This is a genomic window from Ellagibacter sp., assembly GCF_048412355.1.
Classification (GTDB): Bacteria; Actinomycetota; Coriobacteriia; order Coriobacteriales; family Eggerthellaceae; genus Ellagibacter.
In genome coordinates, this window is the sequence record NZ_DBFSAP010000044.1 from 42,209 (window position 1) to 67,312 (window position 25,104).

The window sequence follows — 25,104 nt, forward strand, 5'->3', positions numbered from 1 at the left end:
CTGCCAACCCGTCGGTGGGCCGTGCCCCGCCGCGCGTTCTGGCGTATCATGGGGCAAACAAACGATTTCCCCGCGCGCGATAAGCGCGTTGCGGGTGGCGAAGGCAAGGGAGAGTCTTCATGGATGAGAAAGTGATGCTCGGGCATGGCAGTGGCGGGTCGATGATGAAGCGCATCATCGATGAGGTTTTCTACGAGGCCTACGGAAACGATGAGCTTCTGCAGGGGAACGACGCGGCGGTTCTGCCGGCGCCCAAACCTGGCGAGCGGCTGGCCTTCTCCACCGACAGCTTCGTCGTGACCCCTCAGTTCTTCCCCGGTGGCAACATCGGGCGGCTCGCGATTTGCGGCACGGTGAACGATGTGGCCACTTCAGGCGCCCGCCCGCTTTATCTGAGCTGCGGTTTCATCCTTGAAGAGGGCTATCCCATGGCTGACTTGAAGCGCATTTGCTCCACGATGGCAGAAACGGCGCGCGAGGCGGGCGTGCGTTTGGTCACGGGTGATACGAAGGTTGTGAACCGCGGCCACGGTGATGGCGTGTTCATCAACACCGCGGGTGTGGGCGTTGTTCCCGAGGGGGTGAGCCTGGGCGGTGAGCAGTGCAAGCCGGGCGATAAGGTGCTCGTCAGCGGTACTCTGGGCGACCACGGCATCACCGTCATGAGCTGCCGAGAGGGCTTAAGCTTCTCGGCCGACCTGCAAAGCGATGCGGCTCCGCTGAACCACCTGATCGCTGAAGTTCTCGCCGCCGCACCCAATACGCGCTGCTTTCGCGATCCGACGCGCGGCGGTTTGGCGTCGACGCTCAACGAGTTCGCCGATCAGGCGCAGGTCGACATCACCATCGAAGAGGACTCCGTGCCTGTGAAGGACGCGGTGCGCGGCGCCTGCGAGATGCTCGGCTACGACGTGCTCCAAGTGGCGAACGAAGGCAAGATGGTTTGCGTCGTCCCCGCCGACGAGGCGGATGCCGCGCTTGGCGCCATGCGAGCGAACAAGTATGGCGTCGATGCGGCCATCATCGGCGAAGTGGGCGAGATGCAGCCCGAGCGCGGGCCGAAGGTTTACTTGCGCACGGCTTTCGGCGGCAAGCGCATCCTCGACATGCTGGTGGGCGAGCAGCTCCCGCGCATCTGCTAGTAGGCCCTTGCTGGCAGACTCTCCGCTAGCGAGCCCCAGCTGCGAGTCCTCGCCGGGGGAATCCCCGTTAGTGAGCCTGCCCCTCCAGCGACCCTTGCTAGCGGGCCGCTTCTTCTGAGCCCTTGCGAGCGAGAGCCTCTGCCGCGAACCCGCCCTCCGGCGATCCTCAAGCAGCGGGATGGAGCGCTTCATCCCAAAATGGGGAATAATCATCGGGCGCGCCGCGAGGCGTGTCCGACTTTGCTCGGCGTATCTTGACGTCTCGGTATCAATTCGCGCCGTACCCTGAAAAACGCTCGATTTCTCTTGCATTTAACGGCTGCAATGGTATCTTTTCGGGCAGTAGTTTCCCGAGCGCGCGGCGGTCAGTTGCGAGAGGGCGCCGGGATTCGCTTTCATCTGAATGAGACGAGAAGGAGTTTGACATGGCTCACCCGGTTATTGATGCAGATGAGTGCATCGGCTGCGGCATTTGCGTTGACGCCTGCCCGCAGGAGGTTCTCGAGGTCGTCAACGGCGTTGCGGCTCCCGTGAACGAGGACAACTGCATCGCATGCGGTGATTGCGTCGAGGAGTGCCCGATGGGCGCTATCCCCGAGGTTGTCGAGGAATAAACCTCACAGACAAAGCGAGAAAAGGCCGGCTGTTCAATTGGACAGCCGGCCTTTCTGTTTGCAGGACGTCCCTCCTACCCGATAAGGCTCACGAACAGCTCGTGAATCCGCAGGTCGTCGTCGAGCTCGGGATGGAAGGCTACGCCGAGCTGGTTGCCGGCTCTCACGGCGACGATGCGTCCATCGACCGTGGCGAGCGAGGTCGCACCCTCGTGGACATCGGCGATGTAGGGCGCCCGGATAAACGTCATGGGGACGTCGCCCTCGATGCCTGAAAACGGTGCTTTCGCATGGAAGCTCCCCAGCTGCCGGCCGTAGGCATTTCTCCTCACGGTCACGGGCAGCGTGCCGAAAGCTCCTGGCGCGACGGCTCCCCCGACCACTTCCGCGGTAGGGTCACCTGCGGCGGGAACGCCTTCCTCGACGGTTTTCGCGAGGAGGATGAGCCCCGCGCAAGTGCCCATAACGGGTATACCGTCCGCAATGCGGCGGTGCAGCTCGTCGATCATGCCGAGCTCGCGCAGGAGCTTCGCCTGCACCGTGCTCTCGCCGCCCGGTAGCACAAGCGCGTCGAAAGGCTGGCGAACGTCGGGCCCTTGTCGCAGTTCCACGCATTCGCATCCCAGCTTCGAAAGCGCGCGCTCATGCTCGACAAACGCCCCCTGAACAGCCAGGACGGCTATTTTCTTTCCCATATGAAGACCTTTCAGGCGATATCGGCGTCCGTAGCGGCCTACTTGCCGCGCTCAGCCATGAGCAGGGCGATCTCGTTCTCGTTGATGCCGACCATCGCCTCGCCAAGATCCTCGGACAACTCGGCGATGAGCTTGGCGTCGGTGTAGTTCGCCACGGCCTTCACGATGGCCTGCGCGCGCTTGGCGGGGTTACCTGACTTGAAGATGCCCGATCCCACGAACACGCCCTCGGCGCCGAGCTGCATCATGAGCGCGGCGTCTGCGGGGGTCGCCACACCGCCGGCGGCGAAGTTCACGACGGGCAGCTTGCCGTTTTCGTGCACGTACTTCACCAGGTCAACGGGCACCTGCAGCTGTTTGGCCGCCTCGAACAGCTCGTCTGTGCGCAGGTTCTGGATGCGGCGGATCTCGGCGTTCATCATGCGCATGTGGCGCACGGCCTGAACGATGTCGCCCGTGCCCGGCTCGCCTTTCGTGCGGATCATCGTGGCGCCCTCGGCAATGCGGCGCAGCGCTTCGCCCAAATCGCGCGCCCCGCACACGAACGGCACGTTGAACTGGGTTTTGTCGATGTGGTAGGTGTCGTCGGCGGGGGAGAGCACCTCGGATTCGTCGATGTAGTCGATGTCGATGGCCTGCAACACCTGCGCTTCCACGAAATGCCCGATGCGGCACTTCGCCATGACGGGGATGGACACGGCCTCTTGGATCCCTTTGATCATCTTCGGGTCGCTCATGCGGGACACGCCGCCCGCCGCGCGGATGTCGGCGGGAATGCGCTCGAGCGCCATGACGGCGCAGGCTCCGGCCTCTTCGGCGATGTGCGCCTGCTCGGGTGTGGTGACGTCCATGATGACGCCGCCCTTGAGCATCTGGGCGAGCTGGCGATTCAGTGCAACGCGCTCTTGCGCGGTTTGCGGTTCTGACATTTCCTACTCCTTCTATCGGCATTTGATAGTTTGGCATCATACTTCCGATTTGAACCTGTTAGTATGGTCAAATTGCGAGTAATTAATAAGACCAGATTGGTGTGATGACGGGAAATGCTGTCCTACGATATGGGCAAGCGAGGAAACGCGAGCCGCTATGACTACCTTTATCGGCGTATTCGCCACGATATCGCCCATGGGAACATCTTGCCCGACGAGAAGCTTCCCTCCAAGCGGGCGCTCGCGCGCAATCTCGGTGTGAGCGTCATTACGGTTGAAGCGGCCTACGCTCAGCTCATCGCGGAAGGCTATGTGCGCGCAGAAGAGCGCAGAGGCTACTTCGCGTGCGAACTTTCCCCCGTTGCGCGCGGCGGGCAATGTGGGGGGCAATGCGGCGGGAAACGTGACGGGCAGCGCGGCGGAGACCACCTGCGCGGGAGCGCAGCGTCTGACAGCATCCCCGAAAACGCGATTCGGCGGCCTTCTCCCGCCTCTGCGGGCATGACGCAGTTTCCCGCTGCCTCCTCCGAGCGAAGGCTCTCGTCCCCAGGCACTTCGGCGCGGATGGCCGAGGGCGTTCCGACCTTCGCCTCGGAAGGCGGCCCGGCGACCCCCGCACCTTCGTCAGAGTCGGCGGCAACGGCGCTTTTCCCCTATCAAACTTGGGCCCGCGTGATGCGACGGACGCTTGCGGAGGAGTCTTCCGCAACGCTCGCGCAAGCTGCTCTCGGCGCCGGGTCTCCGCGCTTGCGTCGGGCAATTGCCGCTTACCTGCGCGAATACCGCGGCATGGATGTCCCCGCCGAGCGCATTGTCGTCGCTGCGGGATCGCAGACGCTCTATCAGCTGATAATCCAGCTGCTGGGGCGCGACCGCGCCTTCGCGATAGAATCCCCGGGGTATCCGCTGCTCGAGCGCATGTACGATGCCCAGGGCGCGCGCTGCGCGAGCGTCCCGCTTGCTGCGGGGGGCATCGACATCGCAGCATTGAGGGAAAGCGGCGCGAGCGTGGCGCATGTGATGCCCGCTCACCAATTCCCGACGGGGGTCGTCATGTCCGCCGCCCACCGACGCGATTTGCTCAACTGGTCGCGAATGGATGCGGCGCGGGCGTTTTCCTCCGACGGGCCGCGTGGCCGCTTCATCATCGAAGACGATTACGATGCGGAATTCCGCATGTCGGGGCGCCCGATCGCGCCGCTCGCGAGCGTCGATGTGGCGGGGCGCGTCATCTATTTGAACTCGTTCACGAAAAGCCTCGGTGCGGCATTCCGCATCGCTTATATGGCACTTCCCGAGGACCTCGCTGCGCAATTCGAGCTCAAACTGGGTTTTTACTCGAACACGGTCAGCCCACTCGAGCAGCTTGCCCTCGTCCGCTTCATCGAGCAGGGACATTATGAGCGGCATGTGAACCGTCTGCGTACCCATGTGAAGAGGCTGCAGGACGGGCTGGTGGGCCGCGTGCGCGAGAGCTCCCTTGCGCAGGAAGTCGCGTTCGAAGGGCTCGACCGGGGACTTTACTTCTCGATGCGCGTGCGCAAAGGCACGCAAGACCGCGTTGTGGGGGCACTGCAGGCGGCGGGCGTGCGGCTTGCCTTCCTGGGGAGAGGCCCTCTTGCCTGGTCAGATGCTCAAGCGGGGGAGTTGGTCTTTGCGCTCAACTGCGAGAGCCTCAACATCGAAGAACTTGTCTTGCCGTAGCGCCGCGCGGGGCGGGGCCCTCGTTTGCCGCGGGCTTGGGGAATGCTCGCGCGCCGCGGGGCGCGAGGGGGCTTCATCTTCGCCGTGGGACCGTGAGCCCCTTTTCGTCGCAGCGCCTCGGCTTTAAGCACTCTTCCCCCGCTTTGATTGGCCTCCTTGAGTCTTCCTGACTTAGATTTCGTATGTGATATCTTCACAATTCCTGCATACCATAATTTGCGTTATCGCAGGTCAATCGTTTGAGCACTAGTTTTGCAAAAAACCTTAGCGAAATCCAGAAGCAAACTTGACAGCTTCGCACTTAGATTTTATAGTACGCAATATCGAACGGGTAGGTCGATGGGGCAGCCGCGAAAACTCGGAGCGGCTCTTCTGAAAGCCTTCCCCTCGAAACCACGGTAACTATCTCTAAAAGGAGAGGAAACATAATGTCTAAGATTCTCGGTATTGACTTGGGCACCACGAATTCAGCAATGGCAGTCATGGAAGGCAGCGAGCCTGAGATCCTCGTGAACGCCGAAGGCGATCGCACCACCCCGTCGGTCGAGGGCTTCCGCAAGGACGGCGAGCGCGTCGTCGGCAAGGCTGCGAAGAACCAGGCAGTCACCAACCCGGAAAACACGGTTTCTTCCGTCAAGCGCTTCATCGGCCGCTCCTTCAACGAGACGAAGGCTGAGCAGGCCAAGGTGAGCTACAAGGTCGAGGCGGGCAAGGACGGCCGCACGGTCATCGACATCGAGGGCAAGACCTACACTCCCGAGGAAATCTCGGCAATGGTGCTCCAGAAGCTGAAGACTGACGCGGAAAAGCAGGTTGGCAGCCCCATCACCCAGGCAGTCATCACCGTGCCTGCGTACTTCAACGACGCGCAGCGCCAGGCGACGAAGGACGCTGGCAAGATCGCCGGCCTCGAAGTGCTCCGCATCATCAACGAGCCGACGGCTGCTGCTTTGGCCTACGGCCTCGATAAGACCAACAAGGACGAGAAGATTCTCGTGTTCGACCTCGGCGGCGGCACCTTCGACGTGTCCATCCTCGAGCTCGGCGACGGCGTCTTCGAGGTTGCCGCGACCGCTGGCGACAACCAGCTCGGCGGCGACGATTGGGATCACCGCGTCATCGATTGGCTGGCCGACAAGTTCGCGGCTGACAACGGCGGCATCGACCTGCGCAAGGACAAGATGGCGCTGCAGCGTCTGAAGGAAGCTGCCGAGAAGGCGAAGATGGAGCTTTCCTCCACCACGCAGGCGAACGTCAATCTGCCCTTCATCACAGCTGACGCCACCGGCCCGAAGCACTTGGACTACACGCTCACCCGCGCGGAGTTCGAGCGCATCACCAAGGATTTGCTCGATCGCTGCCGCAAGCCTGTTGAGCAGGCGCTTCGCGACGCGAGCATGTCCCAGGGCGACATCGATGAGGTCATCCTTGTTGGTGGCTCCACCCGTATGCCTGCGGTTCAAGAGCTTGTGAAGAACATGACGGGCAAGCAGCCGAACATGTCGGTGAACCCGGACGAGGTCGTTGCTATGGGCGCGGCTGTTCAGGGCGGCGTGCTCGCCGGCGACGTCGAGGGCATCCTGCTGCTCGATGTTACCCCGCTTTCCCTGGGCGTTGAGACTATGGGCGGCGTCATGACCAAGATGATCGACCGCAACACCACCATCCCGACCCGCAAGACTGAGGTTTACTCCACCGCCGCCGACAACCAGACGTCCGTGGAAATCCATGTCCTGCAGGGCGAGCGCCAGATGGCCAAGGACAACAAGACGCTCGGCCGTTTCCAGCTCTCCGGCATCCCGGCTGCTCGTCGCGGTGTCCCGCAGATCGAAGTCACCTTCGACATCGATGCGAACGGCATCGTGAACGTTTCCGCTAAGGACCTGGGCACGGGCAAACAGCAGCAGATCACGATCTCCGGTTCCACCGCGCTTTCCGACGACGAAGTCGATCGCATGGTGAAGGACGCCGAGGCGCACGCCGCCGAGGACGCTCAGCGCAAGGAAGAAGTCGAGACGCGCAACAACGCCGACTCTTTGGTGAACGCCACGCAGCAGACCCTCGATGAGCTGGGCGACAAGGCGCCGGCCGACGCGAAGGCGGCTGCCGAGTCCGCTATCGCCGAGGCGAAGAGCGCGCTCGAGGGTAACGACATCGAGGCCATCAAGGCTTCGGTCGAGAAGCTGCAGCAGGCTGGCTACAAGCTCGCTGAGGTTGTGTACTCGCAGAACGGCGGCGACCCCGCGGCTGCGGCGGCTGCAGCGGCTGGTGCTCAGGGCGGCGCGGCTCCTGCCGACGACGACACGATCGAAGCTGACTACGAAGTCGTCGACGACGACAAGAAAGAAGGCAAGTAATCGCTATGGCGAAATCTGGAAAGGACGACGCCGTGAGTATTCCCATCGATGATGCCAACACGGGCGCAGAGGCTCCCTCCTCCTCCCCAACCTGCGCCAACGATAGCGCCACCGCGGCCGATGCGAAGTCGGCTGCGGAGGGTGCTGCCGCCGAGCCGGTAGAGGCAGAAGTGCTCGAGGGCGAGCCCGAGGAAGCGGAAAAGCCCGCCGAGGGTGCCGAGGGCGAGAAACCCGCCGACGATGCGAAGGCCGAGGCGGAGAAGGCAGCAGCCGAGCTTGCTGCCGCGAAGGCCGAGGCTGCCGAGTGGAAAGACAAGTTCATGCGCCTTCACGCCGAGTGGGACACCTACCGCAGGCGCACGAACGAGCAGCGTGAAGCCGAGAAGGCCCGCGCCGCGGAGAAGCTGGTCACGAGCCTGCTTCCCGTGATAGACGATTTCGAGCGCACGATTGACTATGCTGAGAAGAACGGCGAAGGCGAGCTGCTTGGAGGCGTCCGCGCGGTGCATTCCAAGTTCGTCGGCGTGCTCGAGAAGGACGGAGTGGAAGTGATCGACCCGGCTGGCGAGGCGTTCGATGCGCTGGAGGCTCAGGCGGTCGCGACGGTTCCCGATACGGAGGCGTTCGACGAGACGGTCCACGAAGTGTACCAAAAAGGGTACCGCCTTGGGGCGAAGGTCATCAGGCCCGCGATGGTCACGGTGACCACCGGCGGCCCGAAGCGACCCAAGCCCGAAGAGGACGAAACCGAAGAGTAATGTATGGGGGCGGGCGCGTGAGCCCGCCCTTGTTTTTCAAGTGAGAAAGGCAGGTGGTCGTGTATGCCGGCAACTCCGGATTATTACAAAACGCTGGGCGTTCCGCGCACGGCGTCCACCGATGAGATAAAGAAGGCGTTCCGCAAGCTTGCGCGCAAGTACCATCCCGATGCGGGTGGCGACGAGGCCAAGTTCAAGGAGCTCAACGAAGCGTACGAGGTTCTCTCCGACGACAAGAAGCGCAAGCTCTACGATCAGTACGGCACGGCGAATGAGAATCAGATCCCGCGCGGCTGGGGCGGCGGCCAGGGCGTGAACGTCGAGGACATCTTCGGCGGCATGGGCGGCGCCGGCAGCTGGGCCGATATCCTGGAGAGCATTCGCCGCGGCGAGGGCGCCTTCGGAACGGAATGGGACTTCGGCAACTTCGGTGGCGGTGGGCGTCGAGGCCCTCGCCCGCAGAAGGGCAAGGACATGAACGTCACCCTGAACGTGACGTTCGATGAGGCGTTCTGCGGTACCGAGAAGCGCGTGACTGTTCGCATCCCCGGCAAGGACGCCCCCGAAACCTTCACGGTGAAGGTCCCCGCAGGGGCCGTCGATGGCGGCAGGCTTCGCTTCCGCGGCAAGGGCGGCTTGGGCTCCGACGGCGGCGAGGCGGGCGATCTGCTCATCACCACCAAGATCGAACCCCATCCGTACTTCTCTCGCGACGGCGCCGACGTGCTCGTCGACGTGCCGGTCACTGTGGCGGAAGCGGCGCTCGGAGGCAGCGTTGTCATTCCCGCGCCGGATGGCTCAAAGGTGCGCGTGAAGGTTCCCGCCGGAACGCAAAGTGGGACGAAGCTCACGGTTCGCGGCAAGGGCGCACCGCGAGTGAAGGGGCAGGGCTCGGGCGACCTGAAGATCAAGGTTATCGTTAAGGTTCCTGAGCATTTGAACGATGGACAACGCAGGGCCCTGGAGGAATTCCAGGCTGCGACGAGCGAGGACGTGAGGACATGGTAATGGACGACCGCAACAGACCCCTGTACATGATCAGCGTGGCAGCGGAGCTTGCGGGAGTACATCCCCAGACGCTGCGCGCGTACGAGCAGAAAGGCCTTGTCACGCCGCAGCGAACGAGCGGCAACACCCGCATGTACTCGCAGGCCGACATCGAGCGGCTCGGGCTTATCAACGAGCTCACCAACGAGGGCATCAACCTTGCGGGCGTGACGCGAATCCTCGATTTGCAAGGGCGCTTGGACGCGCGCGACGAGGAAATCGACGACCTGCACAAGCGGGTGCGCCGCTTGGCCGATCGCGTGCATGAGCTCGAGACGCGCGAAAGCGTGAACTCGCTCGTGCAAAACGACGTCGGCGGCGTCACTCCGGGCGCTATCGTCCTTCGACGCCTCTCTTAAATGGCAAACCATCTCCTTACGAAGGAGGCTTAGATTATGAGGTTAGACAAACTAGCAATCACCGCCCAGGAGGCGTTTCAGAACTCCATGGGCGTGGCAAGCGATGCCGAATCGGCGGTCATCCAGCCGATTCACCTTCTGAAGGCATTGCTCGATGCCGATGAGAACAACCTCGCGGCAATCATCAAGCGCATCGGCGCCGACCCGGCGCAGCTTGAGCGCAACGTGAACGAAGAGGTCGAGCGCGGCCCGAAGTCGCAGGGCGGCATGCCCATGCCGATGCCGGGCAATGACCTCATGAAGACGATCGACAACGCGGTGAAGGCAGCCGAGAAGCTCGGTGACAGCTACGCCACAAGTGAACATCTGCTCATCGCGCTTTCGGAGGACAAGGGTCCAGCGGGGCGCATCTTGAACGGCGTGGGCATCACGCACAAGAACATCGAGGCGGCCTACGAAGAGCTCCGCGGCGACACGCGCGTGACCGATCAGCAGGAGAAAGCCCAGTTCGAGGCCTTGGAACAGTATGGTCAAAACCTTACTCAACAGGCGCGCGAGGGCAAGCTCGACCCGGTGATCGGCCGCTCTGAGGAAATCCGCCGCACCATCCAGGTGCTTTCCCGCCGCACCAAGAACAACCCGGTGCTCATCGGCGAGCCGGGCACGGGCAAGACGGCCATCGTCGAGGGACTTGCGCAGCGCATCGTCGCAGGCGACGTGCCTTCCAGCCTGAAGGACCGCGACATCGTGTCGCTCGACTTGGGCGCGATGATGGCGGGCGCGAAATACCGCGGCGAGTTCGAGGACCGCTTGAAGGCGGTGCTGCGCGAGGTGAAGCAGTCCGAGGGCAAGGTTATCTTGTTCATCGACGAGCTGCATACCATCGTGGGCGCCGGCTCCTCGGGCGACAGCACGCTCGATGCGGGCAACATGCTTAAGCCCGCGCTCGCGCGTGGTGAGCTGCATGCCATCGGCGCGACCACGCTCGACGAGTACCGCAAGTACGTCGAGAAGGATAAAGCGCTTGCCCGCCGTTTCCAGCCGGTCATGATCGGCGAGCCGACGGTGGAAGACACCATCGCCATCCTGCGTGGCTTGAAGGAGAAGTACGAGATCCATCACGGCGTGCGCATCACCGACGGCGCCATCGTTGCCGCGGCGGAGCTTTCCGACCGCTACATCTCCGACCGCTTCCTCCCCGACAAGGCGATCGACTTGATGGACGAGGCGGCGAGCCGCCTGCGTATCGAGATCGATTCGATGCCCGAAGAGGTCGACATGGCAGGGCGCAAGCTCACGCAGATGCAGATCGAGGAGCAGGCGCTCATGAAGGAGAGCGACGACGCCTCGAAGGAGCGCCTGGAGGCGCTGCGCCGCGACATCGCGAGCGCGCAAGAGGACCTCGACCGTCGCAAGGCCGAATGGCGCAACGAGAAAGACGTCATCGAGAACGTGCAGACGCTCAAGGCCGACCTGGAAAGCGCCCAGGCCGAAGAGGAGCGCGTCACGCGCGAGGGCGACCTTTCGCGCGCCTCCGAGCTGCGCTATTCCACCATCCCCGAGCTGCAGCAGCGCTTGAAGACGGCGGAGGAGACGCTTGTCGGCAAGCAGAAGGACGGCGCGATCTTGAAGGAGGAGGTATCTGAAGACGAGATCGCCGAGGTGGTGTCCGCGTGGACGGGCATCCCGGTCCAGAAGATGATGCAGGGCGAGATGGAGAAGCTCGCCGACTTGGAAGACAAGCTGCATGAGCGCGTCGTCGGCCAGGACGAGGCCGTGCATGCGGTGGCGGGCGCCATTCGCCGCAACCGCGCGGGGCTTTCCGACCCGAACCGCCCGGTGGGCAGCTTCATGTTCTTGGGCCCCACGGGTGTTGGCAAGACTGAGCTCGCCAAGGCGCTCGCCGAGTACCTGTTCGATTCCGAGAAGGCCATGGTGCGCATCGACATGTCCGAGTACATGGAGAAGTTCAGCGTCCAGCGCCTAATCGGTGCCCCTCCGGGATACGTGGGTTACGACGAGGGTGGCCAGCTCACCGAGGCGGTGCGCCGCAAGCCCTATTCGGTCGTGCTGCTCGACGAGATCGAAAAGGCGCACCCGGACGTGTTCAACGTGCTTTTGCAGGTGCTCGATGACGGCCGCCTGACGGACGGCCAGGGCCGTGTGGTTAGCTTTAAGAACGCCATCATCATCATGACGAGCAACATTGCCAGCCAGGAGATTCGCGACTTCGCGAAGGAGAACGAGTCGATGGGCGAGATGATGGAAGGCATGTTGAAGGCCGACGTGGCCACCGCGTCGAAGAAGCTCGCCGAGTTTACGAACAGGATTCAGGATTCGCTGCGTGCCACGTTCAAGCCCGAGTTCCTGAACCGCATCGACGATATCATCACGTTCAAGCCGCTGTCGATCGAGTCGATGGAGCCTATCGTGAAGCTTCAGCTCGAAGACGTGCGCAAGCGCCTGGCTGACCGCCACGTGTCGCTCGACGTGACGCCTGCGGCGCTCGAGCATCTGTCGATCGACGGCTTCGACCCGGTGTACGGCGCCCGCCCGTTGAAGCGCTTGATTCAGCGTGAAGTGGTCGATCGCATCGCCGACGCGGCTGTTCGCGGCAAGTTGCTCGACCGCAGCCATGTGCTGATCGATGTCGACGATACCGCGGGGGACTACACCTGCCGCGTCGAGGCGCCGCTCGATTTGGACGCCTTGCCGCTGGAGTAAGGCTCGAGAGCAGATATGACTATCGAACCCGCCAAGTTACGAGAAGCAGCTTGGCGGGTTTCTTTGCGCGTATAAGCATGTTCCCTGCGTCGGTTTTGGCGTCCGCAAGCCGCGGGGCACCGGCTTTTGACCGCTCTTGGGGCGCTATGGGACAACCCATCGCGCCCGACGTGCCTTTTTCGACAAATGTACTAGAATATGCCCCATGCAAAAGTCTTGGTCTGACATACGCGAATCCATTACGACGCCCCTTATGGGCTTTGCGATCGTCGTGCTGTTCTTCGTGTGCCTCCTCCTTGCGATGGTGGTCCTGGTCAGCATCGCTCGCGTGCTGATGGGGTAGTGGCATGTGGCAGAGGTTCTCGCTTTACGACCTGCGCGTTATCGGACACTACCTCGGTACGCTCACCCAGCTCTTCGCGGCGCTTATGGCGGTGCCGTTCATAACGGCGCTCGTGTTCCAGGAATGGGAGCCCGCCGAGCGCTACCTGCTGGGTATCGGCATCGCGCTCGTTGTCGGCACGCTGCTGCAGTTCCTGCGCATCGAGCCCGGTCGCTTGGGGCGTCGCCAGGCGCTTGCGGTCACGGGCTTCGCATGGATCGTGCTCGCCTTCTTCGCGTCGGTCCCGCTCTTTCTGTCCGGGCACTATGCCACTTATATTGATGCGCTTTTCGACGGCGTCTCGGGCCTCACCACGACGGGTGCCACCGTCGCGCTCGACATCGACCACTTCTCTAACGCGGACAACATGTTCCGATTCATGATGCACCTGGTCGGCGGCTTGGGACTCATCGTCGTCGCGCTTTCTCTCGGCATCTTCGGCAAACGCTCGGGCTCGTCGCTCTACACCGCCGAGGGCCGAAGCGAGCACGTGGTTCCCAACGTCGTCCAGACGACGCAGCTCATTTTGCGCATCTCGCTTGTCATCATCCTCCTCGCTGCGGTGGTGCTCGCTGCGCTGTGTATGTCGATCGGCATGGAGCCCGTGCGCGCTGCTCTGCATTCGCTCTGGCTTGCGATCACCGCGTTCAACACCGGCGGCTTCGCGCCGATGGCCGAAAGCGTCTCCTACTACAATTCGATTCCCATCGAGGTTTTCCTCATGCTGCTCATGATCTTGGGCTCGGTGAGCTTCGTTATCCACGCCGAGGTGTGGAAGGGGCGCCTGCAGTCGTTTTTCGGCGATATCGAGATTCGCACGATGATCATCTGGCTGCTGGTGATGACGATCGTCGTCGCGGCGTCTCTTTCGGCGAGCGCGTTGTTCTCCGACCTGCCTGCGATGATTCGTCGCGGCCTGTTCATGGTGGTGTCGGCGTTCTCGACCACCGGGCTTCAAAACGTCACGACCAACCAGTTCACGACGGTGTTCTCGTCGGGTGCCTTCCTCGCGCTCGCGCTGATCATGGCTGTCGGCGGTTCGGCGGGGTCGACTTCGGGCGGCGTGAAGCTCTACCGCGTGGGCATCATCTTCAAGTCTATTGTCTCCACGGTGAAAGAGGCGGTGTCCCCTTCGTCTGCTCGCGTTGTCGTTTCCTATAACCACCTGGGACGACGCGTTCTCTCCTCCGATGCTGTGAAGGAAGCGATGACCGTGTTCGTGCTCTTCGTGATCACGTACTCGGTCGGCGCGCTCGTGGGCATCGCGCACGGATACGAGGCGTCGCAGGCTATCATGGAGTCGGTCGCCATGACGTCGAACGGCGGCGTTATCACCGGCATCGTGACGCCTGGCATGTCGCCTTCTCTCGAGACGTTCTACATCTTCCAGATGTGGGCGGGCCGCCTCGAGTTCGTCACGCTGCTCGCCGTTTTGGCCGAGATCGTCGCGTCGTTGGTCCCCCGAAAGAGGGTGCGGCGCCAATGAGCAGGCACGCTATGACAACCTGGGCCTCGCTTTCCCGCCGTGCGCTCTTGGCTGTGCTCGCAGCAGCGTTTTGCCTGTTCGCATGCACGCCCGCCCTCGCCTTCGCGGACGACGACGATGACGAAGACGATTCCAACCTGATAAACCCCCAGCAGCGGCCCGACTCGTCGTTCATCTACGATTCGTCGATCGTCGACCTGTCGAACGCCGACTCCTACTACGACAAGCAGACCGTGCAGATCACCGGCGAGGCGGTGGGCGACATCATCGATGCGCGCGACGGCATGGTGTGGGTTACACTCGCAGAGGCCTCGAGCTCGAGCAACGCGTCGGTCGCGGTGCTGATGACGCGCGAGTCCGCGTCGCATATCGACACGCTCGGCCGCTACGGCACCACGGGGACGATGCTGCAGGTCCGCGGTGTGTTCCACCTCGCTTGTCCTGAGGACCAGGGGCTGAGCGACGTGCATGCGACGAGCGTCGCCGTGGTCACGAAGGGCTCGCATCATGTCGAGGAGTTCCGTCCTGAGGCGTTTGCGGTTGGCGCTGCGCTCACCGTCGTCGGGTTTGCTCTCATGGGACTGTTCCGTTACCTGCGAGAACGCCAGCGTTAGGGGGAGTTGTTGGAAGAAACGGTTGCCATCGGGTGCGTCGTCAAGCTTGACCGTGGGTTCCCCTTGGTGCGTCTTGAGGACGGGGTCGAGCTTCGCTGCAAGCACGCAACGTCGCTCGTGAAGGGCGAGCGCGTCCGTGCGGTGATCGGTGACAGGGTGCGCATCTCGTTCGCCGAGCGAAATGACAAGGCGCTTATCGTTGAGGTGCTTCCCCGTTCGCGCGAACTTGTTCGGAAGGACCCTACCGAGCGCGCCGTCCCCCAAGTGCTTGCTGCCAATTTCGATCGCGTCATTGTGACGCAGCCTTCAGTGGAAGTGAATATGCGCAGGTTGGAGCGCGAATTGGTGCTCGCGCACGAAACGGGTGCCGCCGTGTCCGTCGTGCTCACCAAGGCTGATCTTGCCGAAAGCGAGGACGCGGTCGAGCGCGTCCGCGAGCGCGTCCTGGCACTTGTCGGCGCGGACGTGGAGACGCTTGTCGTGTCGGAGGCGATGCCCGAAAGCGTCGAAGCCGTGCGCGCGCTCGTGCCCGAGGGGACGACGGCGGTGCTCATCGGGCGAAGCGGCGTGGGAAAGTCGAGCCTGGTCAACCTCCTTGTCGGACAAGATGTGCAAGAGACGGGGTCGGTGCGCGAGACCGATGGCGCGGGTCGCCATACCACGGTGAGCCGCGAGATGGTGGCCATTCCCCACGGCGGCTACGTGGTCGATATGCCGGGCGTGCGCGGTTTGGGCCTGTGGGATGCCGATGCAGGCATCGGCGTTGCCTTCGCCGATGTGGAGGAGCTCGCCGGGCAGTGCCGCTTCCGCGACTGCAAGCACGAGAACGAACCTGGTTGCGCTGTTCGTGCCGCCGTCGAGCGCGGCGATCTTGCCCAAGAGCGCTTCGAGTCCTATGTTTCGCTGAAGCGCGAGACCGAGGTCGTCCGCGAGCGCCGCGAGCAGGCGCGCTGGATGCAGCGCGAACAGGCCCAGGCGGGTCCGCGCGGTTCTCGCCATTCGGGTAAGGCCGCCTCGCGCAGCGCGGCGGGAACGGGTGGCAGCGCGGGCGGGCGGAAGACGTCGGCAGCCTCGTCGAAGATGCGTCGCAACAAGTCGGGCCGCGGCAGCGGCGGCTCGAGCTGGCGCAAATACGGCCAGTAGCCCGCGCCCGCGGACCCGCGGCCTCGCCAGACGCGCGCCTTACGTCCCGTCCTGGGCCGCCCTAGTGCTCCTCAATGTAAGCGATTCCTGCATGTTTGGGTAAGGGGAAGGTAAAGCTGCGTCATGCTTGCGTCATGGCTTGCCGCTGTGCTCCCTTCGGACGGATTTGCTCCCTACTATCTTGCTCAGCGAGAAACGGCGAAACCTAACTCAACGCCAACGCTCGCCAAAAAGGAAATCTCGAAGGGAGAATAACATTATGCAGGGCAACCTCATGAGCCGCCGTAACTTCGTTGGAGCCGCTGCGGCCACTGCCGCAACGGTCGCCGCATTCAGCCTCACCGGCTGCGGTTCGAACGGCTCGAGCGACGCGAAGTCCGACGCGAAGGAAGACAAGGCCGAGATGAAGGCGCTCTCCGGCACCATCACGGCTGTCGGTTCCACGGCGCTTCAGCCCCTCTGCGAAGCTGCTGCCGAGCAGTTCATGGAGAAGAATTCTGGCGTTCAGATCACCGTTCAGGGTGGCGGCTCCGGCCAGGGCATCACGCAGATCACCCAGGGCGCGGTGCAGATTGGCAACTCCGACGTGTTCGCCGAGGCGAAGGTGAAGGACACCGCCGATCTGAAGAAGATCACCGACAACAAGGTCTGCATCGTCGGCATGGGCCCGATCGTCAACAAGGACGTCGCCGTCGACGATCTGACGATTGACCAGCTGAAGTCCATCTTCACCGGTGAAGTCACCAACTGGAAGGAAGTTGGCGGCGCCGATGCGGCCATCACGGTCATCAACCGCGCATCCGGCTCCGGCACTCGCGCGACCTTCGAGGCCGCCGTGCTCGGCGACACCAAGGTGCCCGACACCTTCAAGCCCCAGGAGCAGGATTCTTCGGGCACCGCTGCGAAGATGGTTGCTTCCACCCTGGGCGCCATCTCCTACCTGGCGTTCTCCTACTACGACGACACCGTGAAGGCGCTCAAAGTCGGCGGCGTCGAGCCGAAGGAGGCAAACGTCGAGGACAACTCCTGGACCATCTGGGCTTACGAGCACATGTACACTGCCGCCGATCCCGACGAGGCTACCAAGGCATTCATCGAGTACATGATGAGCGACGATGTCCAGGGCGAGCTCGTCGAGGCGCAGGGTTACATCCCCGTCTCCGGCATGAAGGTCGAGAAGGACGCTTCCGGCAAGGTCACCAAGAAATAACTCGAAAGGAGACGCGGCTTTATGGCTCAATTGCCAAAGCATCGCGTCGAGCTTATCGGCAAGGGCGTCACGGGTGCGTGCATCGCGCTCGTGGCGCTTCTTGTTGTTACGCTCGTTGCAATGGTCGCGCAGCGCGGTATCGCGACATTCGCCGTTGACGGCATCGACCTGGGCGCATTCCTCACCGGCACCACGTGGAACCCCCATCAGGACGACGCGAATGGCATGCCGACGGTAGGCGCGCTGCCGATGATTTCCGGCTCGTTTGCAGTCACGTTGCTCTCGACGCTGTTCGCCCTGCCGATCGCCATCGGCTCGGCGATCTTCGTCGTCGAGATCGCCCCCGGGTTCGGGCGCCGCGTGTTCCAGCCGCTCATCGAGCTTCTGGTGGGAATCCCGTCGGTTGTCTACGGCCTTATCGGCCTCACCGTTGTGGTGGCGTGGACTCGCGACATGGCGGCTGCGGCTGGCCAAACCATCACCGGTTTCGGCATCTTCTCGAGCGCTATCGTGCTCGCCGTGATGATCCTCCCCACGATCACGAGCCTCTCGATCGACGCGCTCGCCGCAGTGCCCGGGCAATATCGCGAAGGTTCCTACGCGCTTGGTTGCACGCGCTGGCAGACGGTGTGGAACGTGGTTCTGCGCTCGGCGGCCCCGTCGCTCATGACGGCGGTCATCTTGGGGATGACGCGCGCGTTCGGCGAGGCACTCGCCGTGCAGATGGTCATCGGCAACGCTATCCAGATGCCGACGAGCCTGTTCACGCCCGCGTCGACGCTCACGTCCGTGCTCACCATGGGCATGGGCAACGAGGCGATGGGCACCGTGTACAACGACGTGCTCTGGTCGCTTGCGCTGCTGCTTTTGCTCATGTCGCTCGTGTTCATCCTGGTCATCCACCTAATCGGGCACAAGGGAGGGGCCAAGCGTGGCTAAGTTCGACATGGCGGCGCACGTTCGCCGCATCAACTCGCAGGACAAGATCGCCACGGGAATCCTCACCGCCATCGTGGGCCTCGTGCTGCTCATATTGGCCGCTATCGTGATCTACATCCTGGTCGCGGGCGCGGGCAAGCTCTTCGATGTGAGCTTCCTCACCTCTAAGCCGCAGCAGTTCAAGGCGGGCGGCGGCATCGGCCCGGAGCTGTTCAACTCGTTCTACCTGCTGTTCCTGACGCTCGTCATCAGCGTGCCCCTCTCGCTCGGCGCGGCGATCTACCTGTCGCAGTATGCGCCCGAGAACTGGGTGACCAGCGTGGCGAAGACGATCATCGAGACGCTCTCGTCGCTGCCCTCGATCGTCGTCGGCCTGTTCGGCTTTTTGTTCTTCGTGCTGACCATGGGCTGGGGATTCTCGGTCATCGCGGGCGCGGTGGCGCTCACGATGTTCAACATCCCGATCCTTGTCCGCACCTGCCAGCAGGCGCTCGAAGACGTGCCGCGCTCGCAGCGCGATGCGGGCCTCGCCATGGGGCTCACCCGCTGGGAAACGACGATCCACGTGCTGCTGCCCGCCGCGATGCCCGCTATCGTCACCGGCATCGTGCTTTCCGCCGGTCGCGTGTTCGGCGAGGCCGCAGCGCTCATCTTCACCGCAGGTCAAAGCGCGCCGGTGCTCGACTTCACGTGCTTCGACCTCTCGAGCCCGTCGTGCCCGTGGAACATCTTCCGTCCCGCCGAGACGCTCGCGGTCCACATCTGGAAGATCAACTCCGAAGGCGTCGTGCCCGACCTCGAGGCCATCTCGAACGGCACCGCGGCCGTGCTCATGGTGTGCATCCTGGCCTTCAACCTGATCGCCCGCTTCGTGGGCAAGCTTCTGGAAAGGAGGCTGACAAGCGAATGATGACGCAAGAGAAACCTCTCGCTGAAAAGGAAAATCGTGCGCCGGCCATCACGGCGGAAGCGGAGGCCCCCGCACGGGAAGGCGCCGAGCCGCTTTTGCGCACGCGCGACGTCACGGTGACCTACGATACGTTCGAGGCACTGCATGCAACCTCTCTCGATTTCGAGAAGGGACAGGTCACGGCACTTATCGGCCCTTCGGGCTGCGGAAAGTCCACCTTCCTGCGCTGCTTTAACCTCATGAACCGCGAGATTCCCAAGTGCAAGGTCGGCGGTAGCATCGACTATCACGGCCGCGATATCAACACGCGCTCGGAAAACCTCTTCGAGTTGCGCAAATCCATCGGTATGGTGTTCCAGCAGCCGACGCCGTTTCGCAAGTCGATTCGCGACAACATCCTGTTCGCTCCGAAGCGCCACGGTCTTGTGAAGGGCAAAGACGAGTGCGATGCGCTTGTGGAAGAGGCCCTGCGCGCGGGTGCGCTGTGGGACGAGGTAAAAGACAAGCTCGACCAGAGCGCCCATGCCCTCTCCGGCGGCCAGCAGCAGCGCCTGTGCATCGCGCGCACGCTCGCCATGCATCCTGACGTGGTGCTTTTCGACGAGCCGTGCTCGGCGCTCGACCCGATTTCGACGTTCTCGGTCGAGGAGACCATCCGCGATATCGCGCAGACCGGCATCTGCGCCATCATCGTCACGCATAACATGGAGCAGGCAACGCGCGTCTCCGACCGCACCGCGTTCTTCTACGTGGGTGACATGGTCGAGACGGGCCCGACCAAGCAGATCTTCTCGGCGTCGAAAGACCAGCGTTTGCAGGACTATCTCACCGGAAGGTTTGGCTAATGAGCATGGTGGAACGAAAGAATACGGAAAAGAGCAGGTCGTTGTCGGATTCCCAGGCAAGCATGCTCTCGGTCGCCGAGGGCGAGTCGGTCATCTCGATTCGCAACTTCAACCTGTGGTACGGCGATTTCCAGGCGCTGAAGAACATCTCGCTCGAGATTCCGAAGAACAAGGCGACCGCGTTCATTGGCCCCTCCGGTTGCGGCAAGTCGACGCTTCTGCGCACGTTCAACCGCATGTGCGATTTCGTGCCGACGGTTCGCACCGAGGGAACTATCGAGGTTGCGGGCCGCGATGTCTTCGCGACCGAGCCCAACGAGCTTCGCGTCATGGTGGGCATGGTGTTCCAGCACCCGAACCCCTTCCCGATGAGCATTCGCGACAACATTTTGTACGGGCCGCGCCGCATGCGCAAGATCTCGAAGACGGAAGGCGACGAGATCGTGGAGCGATGCCTGCGCGATGCGGGCCTTTGGGACGAGGCGAAGGACAAGCTCGACCAGAATGGCCTGGGCATCTCCGGCGGCCAGCAGCAGCGCCTGTGTATCGCGCGCGCTCTTGCCGTGGAGCCGCAGGTCCTGCTCATGGACGAGCCGACGAGCGCTCTCGACCCGATTTCGACGTCGCTTATCGAGGAGCTCATGGTCGAGCTGGCACGCGAGCGCACCGTCGTCGTCGTGACGCACAACATGCAGCAGGCGACGCGCGTCGCGGACAAGACCGCGTTCTTCTACTTGGGCGAGCTCATTGAGGAGGGCCCAACCAAGCAGCTTTTCTCGCAACCGCGCGAGGAGCGCACGAAAGACTACCTGACAGGAAGGTTCAGCTAATGTTGGTTCCCCGTTCGAAATATTTGAAGCAGCTTGACGATTTGTCTGCTGCAATGGATGATTTGGGTCAGAAGACGATAGCCGACGTGACGGCGGCTGGCCTTGCGCTTGCGAAGGGCGACACAGAGGCTGCCGAGGAGGTCATCTCGGGCGAGATGCGCATGCGTCGCCTTCGTGCGACGATCGAGGACACGTGCCTCGACATCATGCTCATGCAGCAGCCCCTCGTCGCCGACGACCTGCGCTACGTTTCTGGGTCGTTTCGCCTGGTGAGCGACTTGGCGCACATTGACTCGAAGTCGCGCGACGTGGCGTATCTGGCAACCCAGATTCCCCATGAGGCCGCATCCGCGATCGAGGCCGAGATCGCCACGGCGTCTGGCAAGGTCGCCTACATGGTCAAGACTGCGCTCGAGAGCTTCGCTGACGCCGACCGCGACCGCGCCGAAGAGGTATTTGCCTCCGACGACGAGGTCGACGCGCTTTATGAGCGAGCCGAGCAGGTGGTGGTCGACCTCATTCGCAAGGGGGACGCCGACGCGACGCATCTGCCCGAGCTGCTCATGGCCGCGAAGTATTTCGAGCGCATGGGAGACGATGCCGAGCGCATCGCGAAATGGACGATCTTCCGTTTGACCGGCACGCATGACTTAAAGGTTGGGGAGATTCCGGCCGAATAGCTTCCCGCCTCGCATCGCCCCGAGCTTCGCACGGGCGCCACGCAGCCGCGTGGGCTCGACCGGGGCTCGCCGTCCGCCTCCCGTCCCTCCCGACGCGCGGGCGAACCGCCTCTCGCCCGGACCCTTCCCCCTGTGCGATAATCAATTGGATAAGGGTTTTCGGCGAGGGAAGGCGGCAGGCTATGGTGTACTGCGTGGAAGACGACGCGAGCATTCGCGAGCTAGCGCTTTACGCTCTCACGCAGGCGGGAATCGAGGCCGAGGGCATGGCGAACGACGTGGAGTTCCGCGCGGCCTGCGCACGACGGCTTCCCGATGTGGTCATGCTCGACATCATGCTGCCCGGCGCCGATGGCTTGGAAATCCTTCATCGCATTCGCAACACGCCAGGCCTTTCACGCGTGCCCGTGATCATGGTGACCGCTAAAAGCACCGAGCTCGACATCGTGACCGCCCTTGATGGCGGCGCCGACGAATACCTCACCAAGCCTTACGGCATGATGGAAATGGTCTCTCGCGTGCGCGCTCTGCTGCGGCGCGCCCCCGACTGGGGCAGCGAAGCGCCCCAGGGGTCGAGCGACGAGATAACGATCGGGCCGCTTTCCATCTCCGAGATGCGCCACGAGGCGTTCTGCGGCGGTGAGCCGCTTTCGCTCACGGCGCGCGAGTTCGACCTGCTCCTTCATTTCATGGAAAACCCCGGCGTCGCCCTTTCCCGCGATGCGCTGTTGCAGCACGTGTGGGGATGGGACTTCGCAGGTGGCAGCCGAACGGTCGACATGCACGTCCTCACGCTGCGTCAGAAACTCGGTGAGCATGCCTCCCTCATCGAGACGGTGCGCGGGGTGGGGTATCGCCTCGTCTCGCAATAGCGGGTTCCCAGGCGCTCGCCGTGAGAAATCGGCCCTGCGCGAGCGGGCAATTCCCCTCCCACGCCAGGTTTCTCGTTCTCTGCATTCGATGGAAGGTCTCGCGCGCCTTCGTTACGCAAAGCGCAGAGCGGTATAATGATTCGGTTCATGAGGTTCGCTTGCGGGCGGCGTGTGGCGGGCCTTTCCCTCGCGGGATGGTGAAATCTGCCGCGGTGTTCGCTAGGCGCTTCTGTGAACAGGCCAAACGGGGCCGACTCATCGAACTTTAAAGGAAGCATATGAACCCGGTTGTTGTCATTCCCACCTTTGTCTCAACACGCTCGCAACGCGAGGGCGGCTCCATTATCGCCACGTACGACCATCCGACGCCCCTGTCCCAAGAGGGCGATCTGCCGCGCTGCCTCGAATCGCTCACCAAGGTCGAGGGAATCGGACAGATTATTGTGCTCGTCGCGGCGGAGCCTTCTATCGCGCATAAGGCGGCGCAGAAGACCCAGGCCATCGCTGCGCGTTTTCCCGAGCTGCATATCGCGGTCATCGGCGCCGCGGAGGCGGGTCTGGTGCAGCAGCGCATGGAGCAGCTCGGCCTGGGGAAACTCACGCGCGAGGTGGGCTTGTCGGGGTACGGGGCCGTTCGCAACCTCGGTCTTGTCGTGGCGTGCGCGCTCGGGTTCGACGCGGTGGTGTTCCTCGACGACGATGAGGTGGTGACTGATGCCGACTTCCTGCGCCGTGCGATGTACGGCTTGGGGAAGCTCACGCGCAAGGGCATTCCCATTCTCGCGAAGACGGGTTTCTACTACAATTCGGAAGGCTCCTATCTGTCAAAGAGCCAGAACAAGTGGTACAACCGCTTCTGGCAGCAGGGAAGCGCGTTCAACAAATGGATCGAGCGGGCCATGCGCGCGCCGCGCCTTTCGCGCTCGAACCACGTGTGCGGCGGGTGCCTCGCGCTTCACAAGGAGGCGTTCAAGCGCCTGTCGTTCGACCCGTGGATCCCGCGCGGCGAGGATCTGGATTACATGCTTGACCTGCGCATGTACGGCTCCGACATCTGGTTCGACAACAAATGGAGTCTGCATCACCTTCCTCCCGAATCGGCGAGCGAGGGCACGCGTTTCCGCCAGGACATCTATCGCTGGCTCTACGAATACCGCAAGATGGAGTACAGCCGCACCCAGATTGACCTCATGCAGGTGAAGCCCTCGTCCCTCGAGCCGTACCCGGGGCCGTTTTTGGAGCCGAGCATCGTGCGGCGAATCCGCATCACGGCGTTTCTGCGCAGCCTTGCTCGTCCCGACAAGAAGGCGTATCGCAAGGCGGCGAAGGCGGCGCGCACCGAGGCGGCGCAATATGCCCAGCGGAACTGCACAAAGTACTTCGAGTTCCAGTTCGTGTGGTCGGAGCTCATGTCGCGTATCGAGGGCGATCAGGTCTTAAGCACCGCCCTTGTCCGCAGCGCTGTGTCGCGCGCGGAGGCTGTGGCGGGCGCGAATGCGAATGGCCGAGTTGTCGAGCGCGATCCCCGCGTCGAGAAGGCGGGGGATGTGGTGGAAGCGGGGGCTCCTACAGTTCCCCAAGCGGGCATTCCCGAGCAGCTTGCAGCCCAATATTCCAATATCGACCCGGGCATGACGAGCGAGATTCGCCTGAACCTTGCCGATTAATGGCGAATGCGCGCGGTCGGCTCCCCGCTGCGGACCGGTGCGCGCTGCCGCGATACACTGGGTGAGGAGAGCGTCCCTTCGGGGGACGTCCTCGGTGCGCGCTCTGATAGGGTGAATCTCCAGTAGAAAGATACGATGGTGGAAGTACTCGTTCATTTTGTTGCTCCCGCTCTGGTCGGCATGCTGATTGGTGTCGCCTCGGGGCTGCTCGGTATCGGCGGGGGCACGGTTATGGTGCCGATTTTCCGCCTTGCGTTCGGAATGAGCGCCACCATGAGCACGGCGACCTCGCTGTTCGCCATCATCCCGACGTCCATTTCGGGCGCGATTTCGCACGTGAAGGGCAAGACCTGCATTCCCGCGCTCGGCATCGCCGCGGGCCTCGGAGGTGCGTGTCTGTCGCCTGTGGGGGTGTGGCTCGCGCAGCTTTCTCCCGACTGGCTCGTGATGCTCGCAGCGGCGATCATCATTGGCTATTCGGCCATCAACATGTTCAAGAAGGCCTTTAAGTTGCGGCCGGCTGGCCAGCCGGCCGCAGGAGCCGACGCTGCGGCCGCGGCGGGCACGCCATCTTGCGGCTCCAAGCCCTCCTCGCGTGCCGAAGCACGCGTCGTCGAGCTTTCACCGCAATCTGACGCACCGGCCGCGACCTCGCTGACTTCCTCGGGCGAACAGGCGGCTCTAGCCGCTGACCCTTCGGCGACCAGCGGCTCTTCGAGCGCGACGCCCTCGCTGACTTCCTCGGGCGGACAGGCGGCTTCGGCTTCCTCCGACGATTCGCTCCTTTCCCGAAAGCAGCTCTTACAGGGCGCCGCGATCGGCCTGATCGCGGGCCTTGCCTCGGGCTATGTCGGCGTTGGCGGCGGGTTCATCATGGTGCCGCTCATGCTCTCGATTATCGGCATTCCCATGCGCAAGGCGTCGGGCACCTCGCTTATCGCGGTCATGATCTTGGCCATTCCCGGTGTGATCGAGCAGGGAATCATTGGCAACATCAACTACCTCGCCGGTATCGCGATCGTCATCGGCACTATTCCCGGTGCCGTCATCGGCGCGAAGCTCGTGACGAAGGTGCCCGAGCGTATGCTCCGGTTGCTGTTCGGGTGTTTTCTTATTGTGGCGGCGGTCATGCTTGTGCTGAACGAGGTCGGCGTCCTCGGGTAATCGTCTATACTTAACGCAAACTGACGATGGGGG

22 protein-coding genes are annotated in these 25,104 nt (G+C 63.0%); 20 read left to right on the top strand and 2 right to left on the bottom strand.

Going from position 1 to position 25,104, the window contains the following annotated elements; all coding sequences use genetic code 11:
- Positions 1 to 119: 119 nt before the first annotated feature.
- Both hypE and ACMRQN_RS06240 read left to right on the top strand, forming a co-directional pair.
- On the top strand, positions 120 to 1,142 hold the full coding sequence (gene hypE / locus ACMRQN_RS06235) for a hydrogenase expression/formation protein HypE (protein ID WP_418240716.1): 1,023 nt from the start codon (positions 120 to 122) through the stop codon (positions 1,140 to 1,142).
- A 425-nt stretch (positions 1,143 to 1,567) separates the two neighbouring features.
- A complete protein-coding gene (locus tag ACMRQN_RS06240) occupies positions 1,568 to 1,756 on the top strand; it encodes a 4Fe-4S binding protein (RefSeq protein WP_158049141.1) in 189 nt (62 codons plus the stop codon).
- Positions 1,757 to 1,830: 74 nt separating this feature from the next.
- On the opposite strand, the gene pdxT is transcribed toward ACMRQN_RS06240, so the two are convergent.
- Together pdxT and pdxS are read right to left on the bottom strand one after the other, a co-directional pair.
- On the bottom strand, positions 1,831 to 2,451 hold the full coding sequence (gene pdxT / locus ACMRQN_RS06245) for a pyridoxal 5'-phosphate synthase glutaminase subunit PdxT (RefSeq protein WP_418734261.1): 621 nt from the start codon (positions 2,449 to 2,451) through the stop codon (positions 1,831 to 1,833).
- 38 nt (positions 2,452 to 2,489) lie between these two features.
- Entirely contained in the window at positions 2,490 to 3,380 is an 891-nt protein-coding gene (gene pdxS / locus ACMRQN_RS06250; protein ID WP_418734262.1) for a pyridoxal 5'-phosphate synthase lyase subunit PdxS, read from the bottom strand.
- Positions 3,381 to 3,494: 114 nt separating this feature from the next.
- Between pdxS and ACMRQN_RS06255 the strand changes: the two genes are divergently transcribed.
- From ACMRQN_RS06255 to ACMRQN_RS06340, 18 genes are all read left to right on the top strand, one after another.
- On the top strand, positions 3,495 to 5,084 hold the full coding sequence (locus tag ACMRQN_RS06255; RefSeq protein WP_418734263.1) for a PLP-dependent aminotransferase family protein: 1,590 nt from the start codon (positions 3,495 to 3,497) through the stop codon (positions 5,082 to 5,084).
- A gap of 428 nt (positions 5,085 to 5,512) precedes the next feature.
- A complete protein-coding gene (gene dnaK, locus ACMRQN_RS06260) occupies positions 5,513 to 7,441 on the top strand; it encodes a molecular chaperone DnaK (RefSeq protein WP_418734264.1) in 1,929 nt (642 codons plus the stop codon).
- A gap of 5 nt (positions 7,442 to 7,446) precedes the next feature.
- Positions 7,447 to 8,199, top strand: a complete 753-nt coding sequence (locus ACMRQN_RS06265; protein ID WP_418734265.1) for a nucleotide exchange factor GrpE — start codon at positions 7,447 to 7,449, stop codon at positions 8,197 to 8,199.
- 63 nt (positions 8,200 to 8,262) lie between these two features.
- Entirely contained in the window at positions 8,263 to 9,207 is a 945-nt protein-coding gene (locus tag ACMRQN_RS06270; protein ID WP_418734266.1) for a DnaJ C-terminal domain-containing protein, read from the top strand.
- A complete protein-coding gene (locus ACMRQN_RS06275) occupies positions 9,207 to 9,605 on the top strand; it encodes a heat shock protein transcriptional repressor HspR (protein WP_158049148.1) in 399 nt (132 codons plus the stop codon). Before ACMRQN_RS06270 ends, ACMRQN_RS06275 begins: the two co-directional genes overlap by 1 nt.
- A 36-nt stretch (positions 9,606 to 9,641) precedes the next feature.
- The gene (gene clpB / locus ACMRQN_RS06280) at positions 9,642 to 12,329 is read left to right on the top strand and encodes an ATP-dependent chaperone ClpB (protein ID WP_418734267.1); all 2,688 of its coding nucleotides are present in this window, start codon (positions 9,642 to 9,644) and stop codon (positions 12,327 to 12,329) included.
- 347 nt (positions 12,330 to 12,676) lie between these two features.
- Positions 12,677 to 14,197 (top strand): TrkH family potassium uptake protein, encoded by a 1,521-nt coding sequence (locus ACMRQN_RS06285; protein WP_418734268.1) that lies wholly within the window; start codon positions 12,677 to 12,679, stop codon positions 14,195 to 14,197.
- A gap of 11 nt (positions 14,198 to 14,208) precedes the next feature.
- Positions 14,209 to 14,811, top strand: coding sequence for a hydrolase (locus ACMRQN_RS06290; protein WP_418734269.1), 603 nt, complete (start codon positions 14,209 to 14,211; stop codon positions 14,809 to 14,811).
- A gap of 9 nt (positions 14,812 to 14,820) precedes the next feature.
- Complete coding sequence (rsgA, locus tag ACMRQN_RS06295) at positions 14,821 to 15,954, top strand: ribosome small subunit-dependent GTPase A (RefSeq protein WP_418734270.1); 1,134 nt, start codon at positions 14,821 to 14,823, stop codon at positions 15,952 to 15,954.
- A 259-nt stretch (positions 15,955 to 16,213) separates the two neighbouring features.
- Complete coding sequence (locus tag ACMRQN_RS06300; RefSeq protein ID WP_418734271.1) at positions 16,214 to 17,164, top strand: phosphate ABC transporter substrate-binding protein PstS family protein; 951 nt, start codon at positions 16,214 to 16,216, stop codon at positions 17,162 to 17,164.
- A 21-nt stretch (positions 17,165 to 17,185) separates the two neighbouring features.
- Positions 17,186 to 18,103 (top strand): phosphate ABC transporter permease subunit PstC, encoded by a 918-nt coding sequence (pstC, locus tag ACMRQN_RS06305; RefSeq protein ID WP_418734272.1) that lies wholly within the window; start codon positions 17,186 to 17,188, stop codon positions 18,101 to 18,103.
- Complete coding sequence (gene pstA / locus ACMRQN_RS06310) at positions 18,096 to 19,013, top strand: phosphate ABC transporter permease PstA (protein ID WP_366513203.1); 918 nt, start codon at positions 18,096 to 18,098, stop codon at positions 19,011 to 19,013. The genes pstC and pstA overlap by 8 nt, the downstream gene beginning before the upstream one ends.
- On the top strand, positions 19,010 to 19,858 hold the full coding sequence (locus ACMRQN_RS06315) for a phosphate ABC transporter ATP-binding protein (RefSeq protein WP_418734273.1): 849 nt from the start codon (positions 19,010 to 19,012) through the stop codon (positions 19,856 to 19,858). The genes pstA and ACMRQN_RS06315 overlap by 4 nt, the downstream gene beginning before the upstream one ends.
- A 62-nt stretch (positions 19,859 to 19,920) precedes the next feature.
- Positions 19,921 to 20,688, top strand: coding sequence for a phosphate ABC transporter ATP-binding protein PstB (pstB, locus tag ACMRQN_RS06320; protein ID WP_418734299.1), 768 nt, complete (start codon positions 19,921 to 19,923; stop codon positions 20,686 to 20,688).
- Entirely contained in the window at positions 20,688 to 21,368 is a 681-nt protein-coding gene (phoU, locus tag ACMRQN_RS06325) for a phosphate signaling complex protein PhoU (protein WP_418734274.1), read from the top strand. Before pstB ends, phoU begins: the two co-directional genes overlap by 1 nt.
- Before the next feature lie 182 nt (positions 21,369 to 21,550).
- Positions 21,551 to 22,240 carry a response regulator transcription factor gene (locus tag ACMRQN_RS06330; RefSeq protein WP_418734275.1) on the top strand — a complete coding sequence of 230 codons (690 nt, stop codon included), beginning with the start codon at positions 21,551 to 21,553 and terminating at the stop codon, positions 22,238 to 22,240.
- Between the two features lie 278 nt (positions 22,241 to 22,518).
- Entirely contained in the window at positions 22,519 to 23,907 is a 1,389-nt protein-coding gene (locus ACMRQN_RS06335; RefSeq protein ID WP_418734276.1) for a glycosyltransferase family 2 protein, read from the top strand.
- A 138-nt stretch (positions 23,908 to 24,045) separates the two neighbouring features.
- A complete protein-coding gene (locus ACMRQN_RS06340; protein WP_418734300.1) occupies positions 24,046 to 25,071 on the top strand; it encodes a sulfite exporter TauE/SafE family protein in 1,026 nt (341 codons plus the stop codon).
- The last annotated feature ends 33 nt before the right edge of the window (positions 25,072 to 25,104 follow it).

Coding starts and splice junctions, on each gene's coding strand:
- hypE (WP_418240716.1), top strand. CDS start 120: ATGGATGAGAAAGTGATGCTCGGGCATGGCAGTGGCGGGTCGATGATG.
- ACMRQN_RS06240 (WP_158049141.1), top strand. CDS start 1,568: ATGGCTCACCCGGTTATTGATGCAGATGAGTGCATCGGCTGCGGCATT.
- pdxT (WP_418734261.1), bottom strand. CDS start 2,451: ATGGGAAAGAAAATAGCCGTCCTGGCTGTTCAGGGGGCGTTTGTCGAG.
- pdxS (WP_418734262.1), bottom strand. CDS start 3,380: ATGTCAGAACCGCAAACCGCGCAAGAGCGCGTTGCACTGAATCGCCAG.
- ACMRQN_RS06255 (WP_418734263.1), top strand. CDS start 3,495: ATGCTGTCCTACGATATGGGCAAGCGAGGAAACGCGAGCCGCTATGAC.
- dnaK (WP_418734264.1), top strand. CDS start 5,513: ATGTCTAAGATTCTCGGTATTGACTTGGGCACCACGAATTCAGCAATG.
- ACMRQN_RS06265 (WP_418734265.1), top strand. CDS start 7,447: ATGGCGAAATCTGGAAAGGACGACGCCGTGAGTATTCCCATCGATGAT.
- ACMRQN_RS06270 (WP_418734266.1), top strand. CDS start 8,263: ATGCCGGCAACTCCGGATTATTACAAAACGCTGGGCGTTCCGCGCACG.
- ACMRQN_RS06275 (WP_158049148.1), top strand. CDS start 9,207: ATGGACGACCGCAACAGACCCCTGTACATGATCAGCGTGGCAGCGGAG.
- clpB (WP_418734267.1), top strand. CDS start 9,642: ATGAGGTTAGACAAACTAGCAATCACCGCCCAGGAGGCGTTTCAGAAC.
- ACMRQN_RS06285 (WP_418734268.1), top strand. CDS start 12,677: ATGTGGCAGAGGTTCTCGCTTTACGACCTGCGCGTTATCGGACACTAC.
- ACMRQN_RS06290 (WP_418734269.1), top strand. CDS start 14,209: ATGACAACCTGGGCCTCGCTTTCCCGCCGTGCGCTCTTGGCTGTGCTC.
- ACMRQN_RS06300 (WP_418734271.1), top strand. CDS start 16,214: ATGCAGGGCAACCTCATGAGCCGCCGTAACTTCGTTGGAGCCGCTGCG.
- pstC (WP_418734272.1), top strand. CDS start 17,186: ATGGCTCAATTGCCAAAGCATCGCGTCGAGCTTATCGGCAAGGGCGTC.
- ACMRQN_RS06315 (WP_418734273.1), top strand. CDS start 19,010: ATGATGACGCAAGAGAAACCTCTCGCTGAAAAGGAAAATCGTGCGCCG.
- pstB (WP_418734299.1), top strand. CDS start 19,921: ATGCTCTCGGTCGCCGAGGGCGAGTCGGTCATCTCGATTCGCAACTTC.
- phoU (WP_418734274.1), top strand. CDS start 20,688: ATGTTGGTTCCCCGTTCGAAATATTTGAAGCAGCTTGACGATTTGTCT.
- ACMRQN_RS06330 (WP_418734275.1), top strand. CDS start 21,551: ATGGTGTACTGCGTGGAAGACGACGCGAGCATTCGCGAGCTAGCGCTT.
- ACMRQN_RS06335 (WP_418734276.1), top strand. CDS start 22,519: ATGAACCCGGTTGTTGTCATTCCCACCTTTGTCTCAACACGCTCGCAA.